The sequence below is a fragment of the Nocardia niigatensis NBRC 100131 genome, from assembly GCF_000308655.1.
Lineage (GTDB): Bacteria > Actinomycetota > Actinomycetes > Mycobacteriales > Mycobacteriaceae > Nocardia > Nocardia niigatensis.
The window spans coordinates 236,300-255,181 of record NZ_BAGC01000035.1 but is presented as its reverse complement, the minus strand read 5'-3'; the positions used below and the strand labels follow the sequence as shown (position 1 = coordinate 255,181).

Sequence of the window (18,882 nt, the reverse complement as noted above, 5' to 3'; positions counted from 1 at the left end):
GGAGCGGGGCGCCGCAATCCGGCATCGAACTACCCGGCGAGAGGATCAGGCTGGGGTCGCTGCGCGTCGCATGGGAGAGCCTGGGGTCCGTGGCCGCTGCGGTCGGGAAGAGCGACTACGGCGTTTGCCGATGCATCGGGGCCGGCGCAGCAGGATCGGTGCGCGACGGGAGGCGCGATGGAGGATGCGGTCGTGGCCCGTGCTGCGGCTGGTGGCTGTGGGCTTGGCGGTGAGTGCTGATGGGGCGGGCCGGGTTCGATGAGGCGTTGTGGGCGTTCGGGCGGGGGATGGGGGTTATGGCGCTGGTGGTGTTGACGGTGGCGGTGGTGGCCGGGATTGCCGCGCGGTCGGGGCGGGTGGTGGTGCTGCCGCGTGCGGGGATGGCGGTGTTTCATCGGGGTGCGGCCTTGACGGCGGTTGGGCTGGTGGCCGGGCATGTGGCGAGTTTGGTGGTGGATCCGTGGGCGCAGTTGCGGTTGGTGGATGTGGTGGTGCCGTTCGCGGGGGTGTATCGGCCGCTGTGGGTCGGTTTCGGGACGGTGGCGGTGGATCTGCTTGCCGCGGTGACGGTGTCGGGTCTGGTGCGGCATCGGATCGGGCCGGGTGTATTTCGTGCCGTGCATTGGGCGGTGTACGGCTTGTGGCCGGTGGCGCTGGTCCATGTGCTCGGGGCCGGGACGGACGCGTATCGGCCGTGGCTGATGGCGGTGCTGGTGGTCTGTGTGATCGCGGCGGTGGGTGCCGTGGGCTGGCGAATCAGCCGGGGATTCACCGAGATCTGGCTCCCGGCCGGGCAGGTGATCCGATGACCGGGGTGGAGTCTCGGGCTTCGCGCCCGGTGACGGTGCGGCGGTTGCTGGCCGCGCCGGCTGCTGATCTGTCTGCGCATGAGGCGACGCATGGTCGTCTGCCTGTGGTTTCGCGGGCTCTGATCGATGCGGTGGCTGCGTCGGGGCTGCGTGGGCGGGGTGGCGCGGGGTTTCCGGTGGCGCGGAAGCTGGCCGCGGTGGCCGGTGGGCGGCGTCCGGTCGTGGTCGCCAATGGCGCGGAAGGCGAGCCCGACAGTCACAAGGATGCGGTATTGCTCACGCGTGCACCGCATCTGGTGCTCGATGGGCTGGTGGCGGCGGCGGTAGCGGTGGGGAGCCGGGACTGCCGGGTGTATGCGCCGGAGGCGGTGCTGGAGCCGGTGCGGCGGGCGTTGGCGGAGCGGCGGTCGGCCGGGTATCGCGAGCCGGCGATCGAATTGGTCGCCGCCGTCGAGACTTTCTTGGCGGGGGAGAAGTCGGCGGTCGTGAATCGGCTGTCCGGGCGTGCGGCGCTTCCGGCCGATCAGGTGGTCTCGACGTCGCGTTCGGGTGTGGGTGGCCGCCCGACGCTGGTCCAGAATGCCGAGACGCTGGCCCAGGTGGCGTTGATCGCCCGGCACGGCCCGTCGTGGTTTCGTTCGATCGGTGTCCGCGCGGAGCCGGGCACGATGCTGATCAGCCTGTCGGGCACCAGGATCGCCAGAGTCTTCGAGGTTGCGTCGGGTATCGGGTTGGCGGAGGTGGTCGCCGGTCTCGGCGGCACCGACCCGGCTCGGGTGCGGGCGGTGCTGGTCGGCGGCTGGCACGGCAGCTGGATTTCCGGGTTGGCCGTGCCGGGGGCCGCGTTGTCGGCCGAGGGGTTGCGGCATCTGCACGCCGGCCCGGGTGCCGGGGTGCTGCGGGTGCTGTCCCACGGTGAGTGCGGGCTGCGGGTCACCGCCGAGATCACCGCGTATCTCGCCGCGCAGAGTGCTGGGCAGTGTGGTCCGTGTCGCCATGGGTTGCCCGCTCTCGCAACCCGATTCGATCGGCTTCTCGACGGGGTGGGTGCGGCGGACGAGATCGCGCGGCTGGCTCGGCTGGTGGAGGGCCGGGGAGCCTGTCATCACCCGGACGGGACCGCGCGCTTGGTGCGGTCGGCGCTGTCGGTGTTCGCCGACGAAGCAGCCCGGCATCGGCACGGCAGCTGCGTGGAGAGGGCGTCTTCGGCACGGACGGGAGTCCTGTCATGAGCGAATCGGTTCGCCTGCATATCGATCGGACTCGCTGCGATGGTCGCGGGGTGTGCAGTGAACTGCTGCCGGGTGTTCTTGCCCGTGACGAGTGGGGTTTTCCGCTGACCCGCGATCACCGCGACCCGATCCTGACCGCCCCCGATCTGCCGGCCGCGCGGGATGCGGTGCGTTTGTGCCCGCGCCTGGCCTTGCGGTTGCTGCCGCTGGCATGATCGGGGGTCGTACGCGTCGGAAGGGGAGACCATGGCTGCGGTGACGCTCGGCCGAATCCAGCGGTTGCGCAGTCTCATCGAGCATCCGCGCACGGGGCAGGCGGAGCGGGCGGCCGCGCAGCGCATGCTGGACCGGATACTGAGCAGAACCGGTGCGGGAGCGCGGGCCCCTCGTGCCGGGGACCGCTCGTACGGCGCCCGCCACGACCGTCCGGGTCGGCACGCGAGCCTGTCCCGTATCGCGGAGATGATCGGCGAGGACATCGCCCTGGCCCGCGTTCTCACGTTCCCGGACGGTGACGGTGACCTCGCCACCCGCAGCGCCTTGCGCGACGCCCCCGAGCAGCTCACCTTCACGGTCGAAACTCCTTATGACGCAGGCATTCTCCTCACGGTCGCGAATATTCCGCGTGATTGGGCCTCCGATGCCGACGGCTTCGACTCTGCGGCACTGCGTGGGCTGGTCGAGGAGCTGACCGACCTGATGAACGCCTACAACCACGACGGCACCGATATCGCCCCCCGCTTCCTGGGCCGCGTCCGCACCGAAACGGCGGCCGCCTAGCCGCAGTCGGGCTGCGGACGCACGATGCCCCCGAACCGATCGGGTTCGGGGGCATCGTGGTATCGGCTCAGGCCGGCGCGATCACGCCAGGTCGAAGCGGTCCAGTTCCATGACCTTGGTCCAGGCGGCGACGAAGTCGGTGACGAACTTCTGCTTGGAGTCGTCCTCGGCGTACACCTCGGCCAGTGCCCGCAGCTGCGAGTTGGAGCCGAAGACCAGGTCGACGCGGGAGCCGGTCCACACGGTCTTGCCGGTGGCGCGGTCCTTGCCCTCGTAGGTGCCGTCGTCGGCGGAGGACGGGCCCCACTTGGTGGACATGTCGAGCAGGTTCACGAAGAAGTCCGTGGTGAGCGCACCCGGCTTGTCGGTGAAAACGCCCAGCTGCGAACCCTGGTAGTTGGCGCCGAGCACGCGCAGACCGCCGACGAGGACGGTCATCTCCGGTGCCGACAGGGTCAGCAGGTTGGCCTTGTCCAGCAGCAGGTACTCCGCGGGGATGCGGGTGCCCTTGCCGACGTAGTTGCGGAAGCCGTCGGCGGCGGGCTCGAGCGCGGAGAAGGACTCCACGTCGGTCTGCTCCTGCGTGGCGTCGCCACGGCCGGCGCGGAAGGGCACCTCGACGTCGAAACCGGCGGCCTTGGCGCCCTGCTCGACACCGACGTTACCGGCCAGCACGACCAGGTCGGCGAAGGAGACGGGCTTGCCGAAGGACTCCTGGATGCCCTCGAGCACCCGGACGACCTGTGCGAGCTCGTCGGGCTGGTTGACCTCCCAGCCGGCCTGCGGCTGCAGGCGGATGCGGCCGCCGTTGGCGCCGCCGCGCATGTCCGAGCCGCGATAGGACGAGGCCGCCGCCCACGCGGTCGAAACCAGTTGCGCGACAGTCAGACCCGACTCGGCGATCTTCGCCTTGAGCGCGGCGACATCGGCGGCGTCGATGAGCTCGTGTTCGACGGCCGGGATCGGGTCCTGCCACAGCAGGGTCTCTTCCGGCACCTCGGGGCCCAGGTAGCGGACCTTGGGACCCATGTCGCGGTGGGTGAGCTTGTACCAGGCCTTGGCGAATTCCTCGGCCAGCTCTTCGGGGTGGTCGAGCCAGCGGCGGGTGATCTCACCGTAGACCGGGTCCAGCCGCATCGACAGGTCGGTGGTGAGCATGGTGGGCAGCCACCGCTTGGTCGCGTCGAACGCGTCGGGGATGATGGCCTCGCCGTTCTTGGCGACCCACTGGTTGGCGCCGGCGGGGGACTTGGTCAGCTCCCACTCGTTGCCGTAGAGGGTTTCCAGGAAGCTGTTGTCCCACTTGGTCGGGGTCGGGGTCCAGGTGACCTCGATCCCGGAGGTGATGGCGTAGCGGCCGACGCCGGTGCCGAAGGTCGAACGCCAGCCCAGGCCCTGCTCTTCGAGCGGGGCGGCCTCGGGCTCGGGGCCGACGTGGTCGGCCGGGCCCGCACCGTGGGTTTTGCCGAAGGTGTGGCCGCCGACGATGAGCGCGGCGGTCTCGACATCGTTCATGGCCATGCGGCGGAAGGTCTCGCGGATGTCCACGGCCGCGGCCAGCGGGTCCGGGTTGCCGTTGGGGCCTTCGGGGTTGACGTAGATCAGGCCCATCTGGACCGCGGCGAGCGGGTTCTCGAGGTCACGCTGGCCGGTGTAGCGGGCGTCGCCGAGCCATTCGGTCTCCGGGCCCCAGTACACGTCCTCTTCGGGCTCCCACTGGTCGACGCGGCCGCCGCCGAAGCCGAAGGTCCGGAAGCCCATGTCCTCGAGGGCGACGTTGCCGGCGTAGACGATGAGGTCGGCCCACGACAGCTTCTTGCCGTACTTCTTCTTCACCGGCCACAGCAGGCGGCGCGCCTTGTCGAGGGAGGCGTTGTCGGGCCAGGAGTTCAACGGCGCGAAGCGCTGCATGCCGGCGCCCGCTCCTCCGCGGCCGTCGTTGATTCGGTAGGTACCGGCGGCGTGCCAGGACATGCGGATGAAGAACGGGCCGTAGTGGCCGAAGTCGGCCGGCCACCAGTCCTGCGAGGTGTGCATGACCTCGACGATGTCCTGTTTGACCGCGGCCAGGTCGAGGGTCTTGAACTCGGCGGCGTAGTCGTAGCCCTCGTCCATGGGGTTGGCGACGGCCGGGTTCTTCTGCAGGATCTTCAGGTTCAGCTGGTTGGGCCACCACTGACGGTTGGCGTTACCGCCCTCGGCCGGGTCCGCGAGCCGGCCGTGTACGACGGGGCAGCCGCCGGCCGCGGATTCGGTCTGGGCTTCACCGATGGGCGGGTGTTCTTCGGGCACGATGTGTCCTTCCATTGAGTTGATCTTCGGGCTGTCGGCCACGATTGTGGCCGCTACTTGTCTTGTGTCGCAGCGGTTTTCGAGCATTCAGGGCACAGGCCCCAGTAGATGACCTCGGCCTCGTCGAGCGCGAAGCCGTTGTCGTCGGAGGCGGTCAGGCAGGGCGCGTCACCGACAGCGCAGTCGACGTCGGCGATCACGCCGCACGACCTGCACACCACGTGGTGATGGTTGTCCCCGACGCGCGTCTCGTAGCGCGCCACGGACCCCATCGGTTGAATTCGGCGAACCAGCCCCGCGCCGGTCAGGGCTTTCAGTACGTCGTACACCGCCTGATGCGAGACCCCGCCCAGCGTCTGGCGTACGAACCCGAGGATCGAGTCCGTGTCCGAGTGCGGATGGGTGTGCACCGCGGTCAGCACTGCCATCCGTGGTGCGGTCACACGCAAAGCGGCCCCGCGCAACATGCGCTCGAAATCCGTAGGCGTGGGCACGTCCCGAAGTCTGCCCCTTTTTCTGGAATCAATCAAGTATTGGCGCGCGGAAGATCGCGAAGATTTCTCAGAGCGCCACCACCCGCCTGGTCACCCGGCTCGAGGATCGCGGACTGCCGGCCCGCTATCTGTGCCCGACCGGCCGCCGCGGCATCTACACCGATGTCAGCGAGGCCGGACCGCCACTGCCGGCCGAGGCCCACCAACGATCACGTACTGCGGGAGGTGCTCGATGAGGCCGCGAAGAATCCAGAACCGGCCGCGCTGGTCCAGGCCGTGGACGAACTCAGCACGTCCCAGCCGTAGGGGAGTGCCTTCGCCTACGGCGTCACCATCCCACCGCCGGACTGCTCGCCACCGGCTACGTCCTCGGGGTCGTCGGGGGGCCCGGGAAAACGCCTCCACCCCAACGTATTGCGGCATCCCTTCAGCGATCCCCGGCGAAAACCCGCGCAATGCGGGAAACTCGCAATGGTCGATTCCAGAAACCGCACACGCCAAGGGGAGTCCGTGATGCCCGAGTCCACACACGCCTATCCGAGCGCGATCCCGGTGGGGGTGGACACCACCCGCGCCAGCATCGCCCGCGTCTACGACGCCGCCCTCAACGGCAAAGACAACTTCGAAGTCGACCGCCTCGTCCTCGACCAGGTCCGCACCGTCGCCCCCGGCGTCGCCGAACTCGCCTGGGCCAACCGCGACTTCCTCATCCGGGCCTGCCGATTCCTCGCCAAGGAAGCAGGCATCGACCAATACCTCGATCTCGGCTCCGGCCTGCCCACCGCCGAGAACACCCACCAGGTCGTCCAACGCGTCAACCCCGCCTCCACGGTCGTCTACGTCGACAACGACCCCATGGTCCTCACCCACGCCCGCGCCCTGCTCGCCGGCAACCCCCACACCACCATCGTCGAATCCGACATCTTCCGCCCCCTGGAAGTCCTGAAAAGCGCCGACGTCCGCGAGGAAATCGACTTCACCCGCCCCCTCGCCCTGCTGCACGTCGGCACCCTGCACCACTACTCCGCTGACGACGCCGACGCCATCATGCGCACCTACATCGACGCACTCCCACGCGGTTCCTACGTCGCCATCGCCCACTTCTACGACCCCGAAGCCGACCCCTACAGCGACCTCGCCCGTCGCATGGAAGAAAAGTTCATCCACAGCCCCATGAGCTCCGGCCGCTTCCGCACCCGCGCCCAGATCCAAGCCCTCTTCGGCGACCTCACCATGATCGACCCCGGCCTCGTCCTCGCCGACGACTGGTGGCCCGACGGCCCCCACCTCAGCCCCCTCACCGACGTCCGCCACTGCATCGCCGCCGGCATCGGCTTCAAACGCTGACCGGCCTCTCGGACCGCGAACAGCAGGCGACGCGGATCACCGTGTGCCCACACGAGCTTCGACAGCCTCGACCGCCACACCCGCGCCGTCCTCGTGCGCGATACGCGCCGACACCCGAACAGCATTGTCCCGGTAGGAGTCCTTCGTGGTCAGCGCCCGCAGAGCGGCTGCCACGCCGTCCACCGACAGCTTCGGCAACGGGATGGTCGCCGGACCGACACCGAGCCCCCGCGTACGCCGCGCCCGGAAACCCTGATCGGCCTGCCCGGGCACCGCGGCGAACGGAACGCCCGCGCGCGGACTGGCCGAAGTCGTTCCCGCACCGGCATGGTGGACAGCCGCCGCGATCTGCGGAAACAGCCACGACAAGCTCCACCAACTCCGCAGGCGGCGCCCAGCCCAGCGGCCGCGGCGGCCACCAATACCCGCACACCCCCAGACCCGGACGCCAGTCCGCCGGCGACACAGGCAGGGACCGGCGGTGTCGGTGCCGACCGCAGTGATGGCTCGGGTCAGACCGGCAGGTAGGCGCTTTTCGTAGGTTTCGCAGTCCGCCAGCTGTTTTCGCTATGGCCAGCGTGCGGCGTCACCGCCTTCGGCGATCTTGGCTCTGAGCGCCGGAATCTGTGTACGGAGGGACTCGATCAATTGCGTCGGGATCCGCCGGAGATCATTTTCGGTCGCCAGCACCGCGGACAGCGCTTGCGGGAGCAGGGTTCGGCCCAGTGGTGTTTCGTCCGGGAATGTTTCGTCGAGGGTGCGCAGTATCAGCTCGGCGGCGTCGAGCCGGCCCCACAGGTAGTCGTTCTCCCGGTCGGGTGCGTGGGCGAAGGCGCCGAAGTGGTGCAGCTCGACACCCTCGAGCTTGCCCGCGCCGAGCGGCCGGAGCGCGGTCGCGCGAAGGGGACTGAACTGAGTCATCGGAATGGGAGTGAATTGCGGTAGATACGACAACGAGATCGTCGGGAACAACAGCCCGTCCCAGAGCGGGAAGCCCAGGTACCGGCTGACCAGGAGGATGCGATCGCGCTTGTTCCACATCTGAGTTGTCGCCGCGAACGCATCCCAGAGCGCCTGTCCACCGTTTCCGAGTCTTTGCCGAATCTGTTCTGCGTAAGCGGTTTCGAGGTCGGTGAAACTCTTCGCATTCTCCTCGCGCAGGACGAAGTCCTCCGGCGTCTGGAACCTCTCGCCCTCGAACAAGTTGGCTTGCAACCGTTGTGGGCGCAGAAAGTCGAGCAGCCCCTTGTCGGCCAGGGCCCGAATCGCGGCAACGGGTGCAGTCGTTATCTCATCCAGTTGCGACCATGCCTGGCCCTTGAGATCGTTGATATCCGCACGCGGTGGCCCGCCCTCGACCGCGTAGAGCTTGTTGAGCCCGGCGAGGATGAACATGATCCGGCGATGCCGGTACGGGGTATCGATGGCTCGCAGGAGCGTGGACAGCTCTGTGGAGTCGTCCGCGGTCCAGCATGGTTGCCGGCGCAGCCACGCGGCCATGGCGCTTCGGATGAACACCGCGGTCCCCGATTCGCCAGGCAACGCGAAATATTGCACGATCGCGTCCGCGATGCCTCGGGCGGCTGCCTCGACCTTCAACCGTTGATAGGTATTCCAGGTCGAACCGAGTGCGGTTACGGCTTCGGCGTGCATGTTGTCCGAAACCGCCTGGAATTTCTTCTGGTCCCGCAGGAACCCGAGCGACGGCATGGCATCGATGGCCGTACCGAGATCTTGCGAATCGACCTGCGGCACAGCCTGTTCGCAACCGGGTATCGATGCGACGGCAGCGCTGATCCGGTCGAGAACCTCGACCTCCTGGCGCATGGCGATGGCGCCCATCTCGATGATCCTCTCGTTCATGTCACGCAGTCGGATCAGATCTCTGATCAGTGATCGGCTGCCCCTGATTCCGACGAGCACTTTCTGAACATCCGCTGCCCAACTGCGTTTCGCGGCCTTGCCACTGTTGGTGTCGGCAGGCGGAGCCGAGAGAGCGCATCCCGGATCCGGCTCGATGTAGACGAGGCGGCGATGTACCTCGGTGGACGACCGCCTGCGGCTGATAGCGTCGACGACGAGGTCGAACGGCGCATTGTCGAGCACACCACCGTCCACGAACCAGGCGGTGTCCGCGTCACGGCCGTCTTCTTGATAGCTGTAGTGGAAGAGATCGGTATTCACGCGCGCGTCCGGAGGAAACTGAGCCTGGGCCGGGAAAATTCCGGGATTGACCGGTTCGAACGCACCGGGAAAGGCGGAGGTCGCCCGCGCCGCGAAGGACAGGGTCGGTGTCGCCTGCGGACCGAATGCCTCTTTATTGTTGTCGTCCCGGAGGAACTCGAGCACCTGCGCATGCTCCCGGTCCCGCTGACCCACACCGCCATCGCTCGACGCCACCGCTACGTCGAATCCGTTCAGATCGGTCGTGGTCACGTAGAGCGACAACTCACCGGTTGGCGAAATCAGCGTTTCGGGCACGGGCCCGCGCGAATTGGCCGACCAAGGCACCGGTCGTTTCGCATCCATCCCGGCCAGCGCCTGATACAGGAGCCGCGACATGACTTCGCCGTTCAATACCGCGTGATCGGTCCAGAAGGTCGCCAACTTGCCGATGAACGCCAGCGCCGTGCGCAGCTTCGGGCCGCCCATACGCAAACCGCGTGCCAATGTTCCCAGGTCGGCCTCGTCGATCCAGAGCCGCTTCAGCGGTCCCTGATCGGCGTTCTGCGCGATGGCCTTGCCGAGAACCACGCCGTTGATGCCGCCGGCGGAGGTTCCGGCGATGATGTCGATCCCGACCGACAGCGGCTGCCCATTCGCCCGCATCTGCGAAAGGACGTCGAAGTAAACGCTTTCCGTATCCGATGGTTGACCATCGGCTCCCACGAACGGATTCGCGACCTGCGAGTCGCTTTCCAGAATTTGATCCAGAGCACGAGATGCGCGGACGAGCTTGTGCAGTTCTTTAGTTATGCCATGCATGTAAATAGCAAGCGATACGCCGCCGTAGCAGACGAGCGCTATGCGCATTTCGGCAGGTTCAGCATCCCGAGACATCGAGGTCCCCCCTTTTTTTGGAGACGCCCTGAAGAGTGATGTCATCAGCCTATGCGCCAACCGCCTCGGCTACCTGCGTAGTGCACTACTCGATTCGATGCGGAGACTTCTCATATCCTGGACTGTCGACCAAAATCGTGGCGCAGCCTATTCCTGAATACTTATCACAAACCAAGTTTGGTCACGGCATTGTCTTCCAGTGGATTTGCGGTCCGAATGTACCCACGCGCGGTCCGGGGATTGGACCAGCGGCCCTGCCGGATGATCTCGCGGTTGCCGGCCCTTCCGAGAGCAGCCTCAACGAGCAGCGACGGGCGGGCAGCGACGGGGCCCGTCGCATCAACGTGCACGCGCAATGTGGCCGCCTTCAGGCAGAGGGCGAGGATCCAACTTGACATAATGTTGATTATCGGCGCAGTTACGACATGGGCGTTGATCTTGAAAGCCGCTGTGCGGCTGCGGTTCTGTGCGATCCGGAAAGAGTTGCGTGTGGTCCGCGGAGGGTGCGCGTGCTCCGAATCTGGTGGATAGATCCGGGAAAGCCTGCGTGTTTGGCCGATTATTCACGATGGTCTGCATAGTTATGCGTCACCTGTTTCTGTCACTGTGACGTATATGACTGTTGTGAACTCGTCCGTGATGTGCAGGTTTTTCCGGATTTCGGTCCCCGCTCGTCGGTGTCGGGTGGTGTCCTGGGTTTTGGTTCTCCGGCGCGTGCGGGTTTTTCCGGACGGCGCTCGGTTGTGGGTCTTGGGTGGAGTTCGGGGCTCGCATGTTTTGTCGGATTGGCGGGTTTGGGGCCTCTCCCCTGGGTTGTGTTGTGTTGCAACATTTTTCGCCAAAAATAGGTAATTATGTCAAGTTGAAGTGTCGGCCCCCGATGCCGCTCCCCTCGCGGTCGAAGTCGACGGTGTCCGGGTATGAGCCCCATCCGAACTGGGCTCTCGACGCTGCCCGAAGGTGCGAGAACACCGCCACTTATCCCTGCGAGTCGCAGGTCTTCCCGGCCGGTCGCGGGTAAATGGTGTTGGGGCCCAACTCCGATGGGCCTGACCGTGACATTTGATTTCGCTGTGCCCGGCGGGTGCGGTGCGGCGCCCGCCGGGTGCGCATCAGGCGGTGGTGGCGAGGATGGCTCGCAGGGCTGCTTGGCCGGTGTCGTCCAGTGGCAGCAGCGGTGGGCGGGGATCGCCCGCCGGCGTGCCGAGGATGTCGAGTCCGGCCTTGATCGTGGTGGGCAAGCCACCGGCGACGATGAACTCGAGCAGCGGTTTGAGCTGTTCGTAGCGGGCGTGGCCGGTGGCGAGGTCACCTGCGCGTATGGCGGTGTACAGGTCGAGGCACGGTTGCGAGGCCAAACATGGTGCGGCGGTGCACCACCCGGCCGCACCGGCCTCGAAGGCGTCGAAGACCAGAGGGTTGCTGCCGTTGTAGAAGGGCAGGCGACCGTCACTGAGTTCGGCGATGGCGCGCATCCGGGACAGATCGCCCGTCGATTCCTTGACCATGGTGAGGTTGTCGATCGCCTCGAACATCTCGACCAGCAGCTGCGGGCGCATATCGATACCGCTGGTGGCCGGATTGTTGTAGGCCATGATCGGGATGTCGATCGCGGCGGCGACGCTGGCGTAGTGGCGGGTGATCTCCCGGTCGGACAGTTTCCAGTACGACACCGGCAGGATCATGACGGCGTCGGCGCCGGCGCGTGCGGCGTAGCGGGCGCGGCGGATCGTGTTGGCGGTGGTCAGATCCGAGGCACCGACGATCACCGGCACGCGGCCCGCGACGGCGGTGACAGTGGTGTCGACGACGGTGTCGAACTCGGTCTCGTTCAGGTATGCCGATTCGCCGGTGCTGCCCAGCGGCGCGATGGCGTGTACGCCTGCGGTGACCAGCCGCTCGATCAGTGCGGTGAGTGCGGCGGTGTCGATCGTGGCGTGCTCGTTGGTGGCGAACGGGGTGATGGGGTAGGCGATGATGCCTTCGAAATGGGACATGGGGGATTCCTCCGAGGGGGTCACTGGTTGATGGCGTCAGGGTGGCGAGTGAGGGCACGCCGGGCGTAGTAGGCGAAGTTCGCTTGGCTGCGTTTGGGTGTGAGGGTCCAGTCGTGCGCTTCGCGGGCGAGCCGATCCGGCAGCGGGGCGATCGTGCCGGCGGCCATGGCTGCCAACTGGAGTTTCGCGCCTCGTTCGATCAGGACCGCCAACGAGCACGCCTCTTCGATGCTCGCGCCCGCGACCACGTGTCCATGGTGGGCGAGCAGGACGGCCTTCTTGTCGCCGAGTGCGGCGGTGATGATTTCCCCTTCCTCGTTGCCGACCGGCACTCCGGGCCATTCGGGCAGGAACGCGCAGTCGTCGTAGAGCGGAGCGATATCCATCTGCGACACGATCAGCGGAACCTCGAGCATGGACAGGGCCGCGACGTGGAACGGATGTGTGTGCACGATGCACTGAACGTCGGGGCGGGCGCGGTAGATCCAACTGTGGAAGCGGTTGGCGGGGTTGGCCATTCCGCTGCCCTCGAGCACCTCGAGGTCTTCGTCGACCAGCAGCAGATTGTCCTCGGTGATCTCGTCGAACCCGAGACCGAGCCGCTGGGTGTAGTAGGTGCCGGGCTACTCCGCGCGGGCGGTGATCTGGCCGGCCAATCCGGAATCGTGACCGGCGTCGTACAGGGCTCGGCAGGTCAAGGCGAGTTTCTGTCGGGTCGTCCACGGCGATCCGCCGAACTCGGCGGCCATTGCGGCTTGGGCGCGGTGCATGAGAACGGGTTTGGAGTCGTTGAGTGTGTTTCCCACGGTGACCTCCTCTATCGGAACACGTTGTGCACTGTAGGACACAAAGTGTCATATGGTCAACAACGGCTGACTGAGTCTCATGTGACACTGTGTATCCTGAAGGCCGCTTGGACATGAAGGAGGTCGCGGTGACGCTGTTGCGCGCCGTTCGCAAGCAGCACGGAATGACCCTGGAAGCGCTCGCCGAGCGAACGGGCCTGACGAAGAGCTACTTGTCCAAAGTCGAACGGCAACTGAGCATGCCGTCCATCGCGGTGGCGATGAAGATCGCGCAAGCGCTCGATGTCGATGTAGGCCGGCTGTTCTCGGAGGAGGCGAGCGAGACGAAGATCGTCGTCGATCGCGCCGCCGACGCGGTAGACGGTGAGCGCTATCGGTCGATTGCGACGTCGATGCTGGGCAGATCGATGTCGCCGTTCCTGGTTCGTCCGACGGCCACGTTCACCGAGGAGCCGCACCGCGACCACACCGGTCAGGAGTTCCTCTTCGTGCACACCGGGACGGTCGAACTGGAATATGACGGGCGCACGACCACCTTGTACGAAGGGGACTGTGCGTACCTGGATGCCACGATCGCGCACCGCATACGGAGCGTGGGCGCGACCCCCGCACAGGTCGTGGTCGTCGCCGGCAACGAGCGGTGAGCGTCGGCGAGGGCGGTCTATCGGCCCGGGCTCGGGAGGGTCAGCACCTCGGCGAACGATTCGGGCGACAGCCGAGACCGACCGTCTTCAGCCCCCGAGGGATTTGCCGTGCCGCCGAATCGGCGAACCGACCGGGCCTCAGTACGAGGGATACAGCGCTGCGGTGACCAGTCCCAGGCTGGTGGCCAGGAAGGAGAAGGCGCTGACGACGCGATAAGGCAGTGTCTCTCGCAGCCTGTCGTGAAAAGCCAAGGGCAGGAACAGCGTCGGGTTGAGCAGGGTTCCGGTGACGACAAGCGCGGCGGCCCATCCCGGTAGTCCGGGCGCCGCGACGCCGACCGTGACGAGAATCAAACCCATGATCACGTAGTCGAGGTGCGCCTGCAGGATGCGGCGCGGATGAACCAGGCCGATGCGTCGAAGCCGTTGTGGCGCAGCGTGTTCAGCGGCGACCACCCAACCCAGTAACGCGCCCGCGGCCAGTTCCAGCAGGCCGATGCGGACCAGCATGCTCATCGGCCCGCCACGTTCCGCCGGTACCAGCGCCGCCCGTGCCAGCGTTGATAATGCCAGGCCGCCGTCGGAAGCGCCCCACGTTGGTGCAGCCAGAATCCTTGGGGCACTTCGGATGCCGGAGGACGGGCACCGAGTGTGATGTCGGCGATCACCACGCCCTGTCCCTCGTCACGACCCCGCTCGGCGAGCACGACGCCGTCGCCATCGGTGATCATGGTCGACGCTTCGAACCAGCCCCGGTATCTCACCGGCAGCCACGGCATCGGGCACGTCAGCTGACCCACGTGACCCGCGTGCACCATGGGTGCGCCGATGTAGCGGGAGAACCGGGCGGCGGCACGGCGGGCGGTGACCGCGTTGCGGACTTCGAGGCGGTCGAACAGCGGACGCGGCTTCCACGCGGGCACCGACCACCAGCCCGATCCGGCCATCACCAGATCGACTCGACCGCGCAAACGGTGCACGGTCCGGGTCCGCATGAGCTCCCAGCAGACCGCCGCCCCCACCCGGTGCCCGCCTACGTCGAGAACGCCGTCGTCGTGGCCGCCGACATAGAAGGCGTTCTCCCACATGGTGGGCAGATCCTTGTCGTGACGGCCTATAGTGCCGTCGGGGCCGGCCAGTAGGTATGCGTTGCGGACGTGACCGTCATGGTCGCGACACAAGAACGAACCGCCGACCAGCGCGCCATAGCGGCGCGCGAGCCGACTCAGTAGCTCGGTGGCCTCGCCGTCAGGTGGAAGGGCCGCCTCGGCGAGCCGATCCAGGAAACCGATACCGGTCGTGAAGAACTCCGGCAGAGCGATGATCTCGGCACCCGCACGGCCCGCCTCGTCGGCGAGGCGTTCGCAGGTCGCGAGATTCGCCGCGATATCGCCAGGGACCGCGGACAGCTGGACAGCGGCTGCTTTCACCATGTTTTGAACGGTACTACAAAACTGAACGTCTCTACAAAACTTTCAGCGGGCAAGCAGTCCTTGCTCGACGATCGAGCGGCCGATGGCCAGCACCTCGCGCAATTCCGTGTCATCGAGGGCGAGCCGGTCCGGCCGCAGTCGCAGCGAGAGCACCCCGTTCCAGCAGCCCCACAGGAAAAGGGCGGTGCGCCGCGGATCCGGGCAACGAACCTGGCCCACCGCGTCCGCGCGGCGCAGGGTGTCTTCCAGCTGCCCGACCAGCGTCTCCACCTTGTCGGCAATCCGCTGCTCGACCGCGCTGGCCAGATCCCCGGGCGGCACGTCCAACACTCGAAGCGCGATCATGCGGAAGTAGCCGGGATTCTCGGCGTGGAAACGGCAATAGGCATCACCGGCCGCCACCAACTCCTCGACCGGCGTGCGCCCGTCCCCGTACGCGGCGGCCATCGCCCGCTCGTTCACCTCCAGAGCCCGCTCGACCAGCGCCAGATACAGCCGCTCCTTGTTCCCGAAATGGTGATAGATCGACCCGACCGCGATCCCCGCCGCCGCGGCGATGGCATCCATGCTCACCGTGTGAAACCCGTTCTCGGTGAACAACTGCTCCGCGGCAGTCAAAATCGCCGCCGTCGTCGCGGCGGTTCGTCGATCCGGTCGGCGAACACGTGTTTGAGCCACACTCCAAGACTACGAGACGGCCACCCTGCGGACAGCTCGTCGGCCCCGGCCGACTCGGGCAGCGACATCGAGCCCGCGCGGGCAGAGATGTCGGGGCCGCAGCGAATGCTGAACACGACGTCGGAAGCCACTGAAGCGGAGCTCGAAATCCAACAGCCGCAGCCAGCTTCCGCAGGCCAGGACTGTAAATCCTTCGGGCACTTCGGCACTGAGCTCGGTGTCGGGCATGAAACCCCATATGACCGTTACCGACCGGTGTCCACACCGAGCAGCTGCACGCGCCCGCTGCCGGCACCAACGGCGAGAACGAACCGGGGGTAGCGGCTGGTGAGGGCTCGTATTCAGGTGGTCTGAATTCGTCTGCTGGGTGAGCGCGAAAACCGCTGAGAGCAACGGCCGCCGCAACTTGCCGCGATCGTCCATTCTGTCGAGGGTGCCCATTCCGAAGTAGTAGCTGCCGGGATTGCCCCGCAGCTGCGTCAGAGCGCCGAAGGAGTTGACGCCGGCTGTGTGTCTTCGCGACGACGGCGGTGGCGAGTCCGGCGCGACCGCACCGAGCTTGCCCACGGAAACTCGCTGAACAGGTCCGCACAGTGGGTCTCACCGAGGACGATTTCCTCCTTACCGTTGCAGCCAGACGCCGTGGCGACGGGCACCGACGAGACCATCCAGGGGTGCGGCGGCATGCTGTACGCGCTGCAGTGGGGTCGGGACGAGTCGCTGGCCCAACTAGCACAGTGTGGGAGAGTTGTCCAGGACGGCATCGCGTTCGGAGCGTGTCCCGCTCGTGGTGTACGCGACACCTCGCTCGGAATGCCGGCTCGCCGTCGTACCAGCGGGTCCCCGAGGGTGTCGTTCAACTCGGGGTCGCGCCGTGCCCGGATCGGAGGTCCGCTACGAGATCTCCTCCGCCGCAGGCCGATACGCGGCGCCGTAGAAAAGCAATTGAATTTGATCATCGAATTCGCGGGAGGAATGAAGATCAAATAGCGTCACGTCGGCAAAATATGCTGTTAGCTCATTATTAACGGTGATTATTCGCACAACAACATGAGTGGACTTGCAGATCTCTTCTTCATAACATTTTGGTGTGCGCCGTGATGGCGTCGTTATCTGTCTGTGAAAGGAAGACTTCATACATGTTCTCTCGCAAGCTCATTGCCGCCGCCACCCTCTCTGCCGCCGCCCTGTTCCTCGGCCCGGTCGCGGCGGCCTCCGCTGCCGGCTCCCCCGCCACCGGGCTGAGCGCGGGTTCGGCTGACGCCGGCTCGTCCTCGGGTTCGGCTGGTTCGTCCTCCGGTTCCGCCATGCTCGACTCCGGCAGCTCGGCGCTCGACGGCGGCACCCACGCCATGGTCAACATCCTCGATCTGGTCACCGGCGTCGGCAAACTGGGCCAGCCCAAGCCCGCCTCCTGATTCGGGGTGCGAGACTGGCGGCGCGAACAGTCGCGCCACGCGTTCGGCTGGTGAATCTCGGCATCTGACGTCGTGATGATCATGACGACAGCCGTGACTTCGTAACGGCTACCTGTCATGGTCATCACTGTGCCGGCCACCCACGAGGCCGCGCTTGCGTGGGTCTGGGGGTGGTGCCGTGCCGCTGATCTATCAGGCGATTCGGCGTCGCTCGAAAGGCGCAACCGGCCGGAATCCGGCGCTTACGCCCGGCCGGGACTCGAGACCGCCCGACTGTTTGGTGAATCGTGGGCGTTGTTGTGGCGCTGGTGGTTTCATGTGCGGCTGTGCGTGATGAGGGCGAACCGGACACAACCAAGGCGTCGTGAACCTGGCCACCGAAGTCGGCCCCTGGCAGGGATCACCGGAAATCCTCAACGAAACCAGCACCCCGGCAATCACCGACGCGCAGATCGGGCACGCCGCAGGCATCCTGATCAAGACGACTGACGCATCGGGCCAGTGGGGATTGCGACGCCCACCGCCCAATCAGCGACAGCAGACATCCGGTCCGTCGAGTTCAACAGACGCCTCCGCCGCAGCCGCAACGATCTGCGCACGTAGCTCTCGACGACGAAAGGGCAGTCGGCTGCGGAGATCGCGTGGGCGAAGTCTCCGGCGTGCACTGTGTGATCGGCAGTGTGAGTTCGTGGGACGTTTTGTGCTGTGGAGAAGGTACCGTTCCCTGTGCGTTCAAGAAGGGTGGGCGACCGGGGTCGGGATCGTGAGTGCGGCAGCGACTTCGGCCTCGGATCGGACCTCGGCTGACATCAGAGCAGATCGTCGACGGGCAGACCCGTGCCGGCCGATTGCACTCAGCGGTGGAAGCGCCACGTTGTCAAAAGTCCCCGGCTCCGGCCACATTGACACCACCAACCGCGTCGATGGATGCCTTGACCCAGGCCAACCCTCCCAGCGCCGGGCTGTGGGGATCTTCGGCACCGGCAAATCACGAGGACCGGAAGTCGTTGCGCCGCACAAACACCGATCTCGAGCAGGACCACCGCTCTGCGGATCCGGCATGCCCGCTGTGCTGCTCACCGGTCGACCCGATTTGGGCAGATCGCTGTTCCAGCGTTTGAGGACCAATGGGGAGCAGCGACCGGGCACCGAACCGAGACACCAAGGCAATCGCATCCCGGCAAGGCGGCCGGCATCAGCCGGGTTCGGCACTGCATCGGCACGCCGCTGCACTTCCCGGTGCGGGCCTCACCGCGCAGGTGTCGAGAACAGTGGAAATGCGTGCCGCTGGGTCGGCTTCGGCAATTCGCTCGAGTGTCGCGGGCGCGACGGCGATACTGAGATGCGGTCGTGCATGGATCCCGCTCGGAAGGATTCGAATTCGAGATCGACTTCGGCACCGAGCGTACCGCGATGCTCGAGTTGCTCGAACTGCCACTGCCTCGCGCGGTCAGCCTCGGATGTTGCTGGTCGGCGCGCTCACCGGAATCCTCGCGGTCCCTGGTCGCGTCACTGGCATGCCTGCTCGCGGGCGCGTCGTTCGTGCTGGGCGGACTCTGGGATTTGAGCGATGAGCACTGCGGCACGGTGCTGGCCGCGATGTATGACCGCTACGCCCAGGGCGCCCCGCTGCCGGTGGCGTTTCGCCGGGCATTGCTGTGCCAGCCGACCCCGGTGCGCACAGGCGGCAGCTGGACTCTGCGCCTTCGGCCGATACTGACATTCGGGCACCTGCGCACCAACTAAACTGAGTAATAGGGAACGCAAGCTGGGGTGCTGGCAAGGCTTCCCCCGGGTGTGTGGCCCTGTGGCTCTTGGTCTTCGAGTGGTTCATGGCTGTGGTTGCGTGAGTCCAGGTGTTGGGTCGGGGTGTCCCCCGCTTCCGGTTGGGC

16 protein-coding genes and 1 pseudogene are annotated in these 18,882 nt (G+C 66.4%); 8 read left to right on the top strand and 9 right to left on the bottom strand.

Translation table 11 applies throughout. The annotated features are described in order from the left end of the window. The first annotated feature begins 296 nt into the window (after positions 1 to 296). From ON33_RS10730 to ON33_RS10715, 4 genes are all read left to right on the top strand, one after another. Positions 297 to 809 carry a ferric reductase-like transmembrane domain-containing protein gene (locus ON33_RS10730; RefSeq protein ID WP_245550470.1) on the top strand — a complete coding sequence of 171 codons (513 nt, stop codon included), beginning with the start codon at positions 297 to 299 and terminating at the stop codon, positions 807 to 809. 131 nt (positions 810 to 940) lie between these two features. Further along, on the top strand, positions 941 to 2,041 hold the full coding sequence (locus tag ON33_RS10725; RefSeq protein ID WP_169336798.1) for an NADH-ubiquinone oxidoreductase-F iron-sulfur binding region domain-containing protein: 1,101 nt from the start codon (positions 941 to 943) through the stop codon (positions 2,039 to 2,041). Next, a complete protein-coding gene (locus tag ON33_RS10720; protein ID WP_040857884.1) occupies positions 2,038 to 2,256 on the top strand; it encodes a ferredoxin in 219 nt (72 codons plus the stop codon). The genes ON33_RS10725 and ON33_RS10720 overlap by 4 nt, the downstream gene beginning before the upstream one ends. Positions 2,257 to 2,287: 31 nt before the next feature. Then, positions 2,288 to 2,821: a hypothetical protein gene (locus tag ON33_RS10715; RefSeq protein ID WP_040857882.1), complete on the top strand. Its 534-nt coding sequence runs from the start codon at positions 2,288 to 2,290 to the stop codon at positions 2,819 to 2,821. Between the two features lie 81 nt (positions 2,822 to 2,902). On the opposite strand, the gene katG is transcribed toward ON33_RS10715, so the two are convergent. After that, entirely contained in the window at positions 2,903 to 5,113 is a 2,211-nt protein-coding gene (katG, locus tag ON33_RS10710; protein WP_040858133.1) for a catalase/peroxidase HPI, read from the bottom strand. A gap of 53 nt (positions 5,114 to 5,166) precedes the next feature. Then, positions 5,167 to 5,580, bottom strand: a complete 414-nt coding sequence (locus ON33_RS10705; protein ID WP_040857880.1) for a Fur family transcriptional regulator — start codon at positions 5,578 to 5,580, stop codon at positions 5,167 to 5,169. Positions 5,581 to 6,120: 540 nt separating this feature from the next. Here ON33_RS10705 and ON33_RS10700 point away from each other — a divergent pair. After that, on the top strand, positions 6,121 to 6,954 hold the full coding sequence (locus tag ON33_RS10700) for an SAM-dependent methyltransferase (protein WP_040857878.1): 834 nt from the start codon (positions 6,121 to 6,123) through the stop codon (positions 6,952 to 6,954). Between the two features lie 36 nt (positions 6,955 to 6,990). On the opposite strand, the gene ON33_RS10695 is transcribed toward ON33_RS10700, so the two are convergent. From ON33_RS10695 to ON33_RS10680, 4 genes and pseudogenes are all read right to left on the bottom strand, one after another. Then, positions 6,991 to 7,323: a nucleotide disphospho-sugar-binding domain-containing protein gene (locus tag ON33_RS10695; protein ID WP_040857876.1), complete on the bottom strand. Its 333-nt coding sequence runs from the start codon at positions 7,321 to 7,323 to the stop codon at positions 6,991 to 6,993. Positions 7,324 to 7,521: 198 nt separating this feature from the next. Next, positions 7,522 to 9,987 (bottom strand): patatin-like protein, encoded by a 2,466-nt coding sequence (locus ON33_RS10690; RefSeq protein ID WP_157184474.1) that lies wholly within the window; start codon positions 9,985 to 9,987, stop codon positions 7,522 to 7,524. A 1,139-nt stretch (positions 9,988 to 11,126) separates the two neighbouring features. Further along, positions 11,127 to 12,011: a dihydrodipicolinate synthase family protein gene (locus ON33_RS10685; protein WP_040857872.1), complete on the bottom strand. Its 885-nt coding sequence runs from the start codon at positions 12,009 to 12,011 to the stop codon at positions 11,127 to 11,129. Between the two features lie 20 nt (positions 12,012 to 12,031). After that, positions 12,032 to 12,817, bottom strand: a pseudogene (locus ON33_RS10680) (aldolase). 113 nt (positions 12,818 to 12,930) lie between these two features. On the opposite strand from ON33_RS10680, the gene ON33_RS10675 reads away from it, so the two are divergent. Further along, positions 12,931 to 13,461 carry a helix-turn-helix domain-containing protein gene (locus ON33_RS10675; RefSeq protein WP_040857870.1) on the top strand — a complete coding sequence of 177 codons (531 nt, stop codon included), beginning with the start codon at positions 12,931 to 12,933 and terminating at the stop codon, positions 13,459 to 13,461. Positions 13,462 to 13,599: 138 nt separating this feature from the next. Here ON33_RS10675 and ON33_RS10670 read toward each other — a convergent pair whose 3' ends face one another. From ON33_RS10670 to ON33_RS10660, 3 genes are read right to left on the bottom strand one after another with little or no spacing between them, the layout of a single operon-like run. Beyond that, positions 13,600 to 13,977, bottom strand: a complete 378-nt coding sequence (locus tag ON33_RS10670) for a hypothetical protein (protein ID WP_040857868.1) — start codon at positions 13,975 to 13,977, stop codon at positions 13,600 to 13,602. Further along, on the bottom strand, positions 13,974 to 14,894 hold the full coding sequence (locus ON33_RS10665; RefSeq protein ID WP_040857866.1) for a carbon-nitrogen hydrolase family protein: 921 nt from the start codon (positions 14,892 to 14,894) through the stop codon (positions 13,974 to 13,976). Before ON33_RS10665 ends, ON33_RS10670 begins: the two co-directional genes overlap by 4 nt. Positions 14,895 to 14,936: 42 nt before the next feature. Continuing rightward, a complete protein-coding gene (locus ON33_RS10660) occupies positions 14,937 to 15,572 on the bottom strand; it encodes a TetR/AcrR family transcriptional regulator (protein ID WP_040857864.1) in 636 nt (211 codons plus the stop codon). Between the two features lie 1,139 nt (positions 15,573 to 16,711). Here ON33_RS10660 and ON33_RS10655 point away from each other — a divergent pair. Together ON33_RS10655 and ON33_RS10650 are read left to right on the top strand one after the other, a co-directional pair. Beyond that, positions 16,712 to 16,990: a hypothetical protein gene (locus tag ON33_RS10655; RefSeq protein WP_040857862.1), complete on the top strand. Its 279-nt coding sequence runs from the start codon at positions 16,712 to 16,714 to the stop codon at positions 16,988 to 16,990. 1,350 nt (positions 16,991 to 18,340) lie between these two features. Beyond that, entirely contained in the window at positions 18,341 to 18,736 is a 396-nt protein-coding gene (locus tag ON33_RS10650; protein WP_040857860.1) for a CHAT domain-containing protein, read from the top strand. Positions 18,737 to 18,882: the final 146 nt, after the last annotated feature.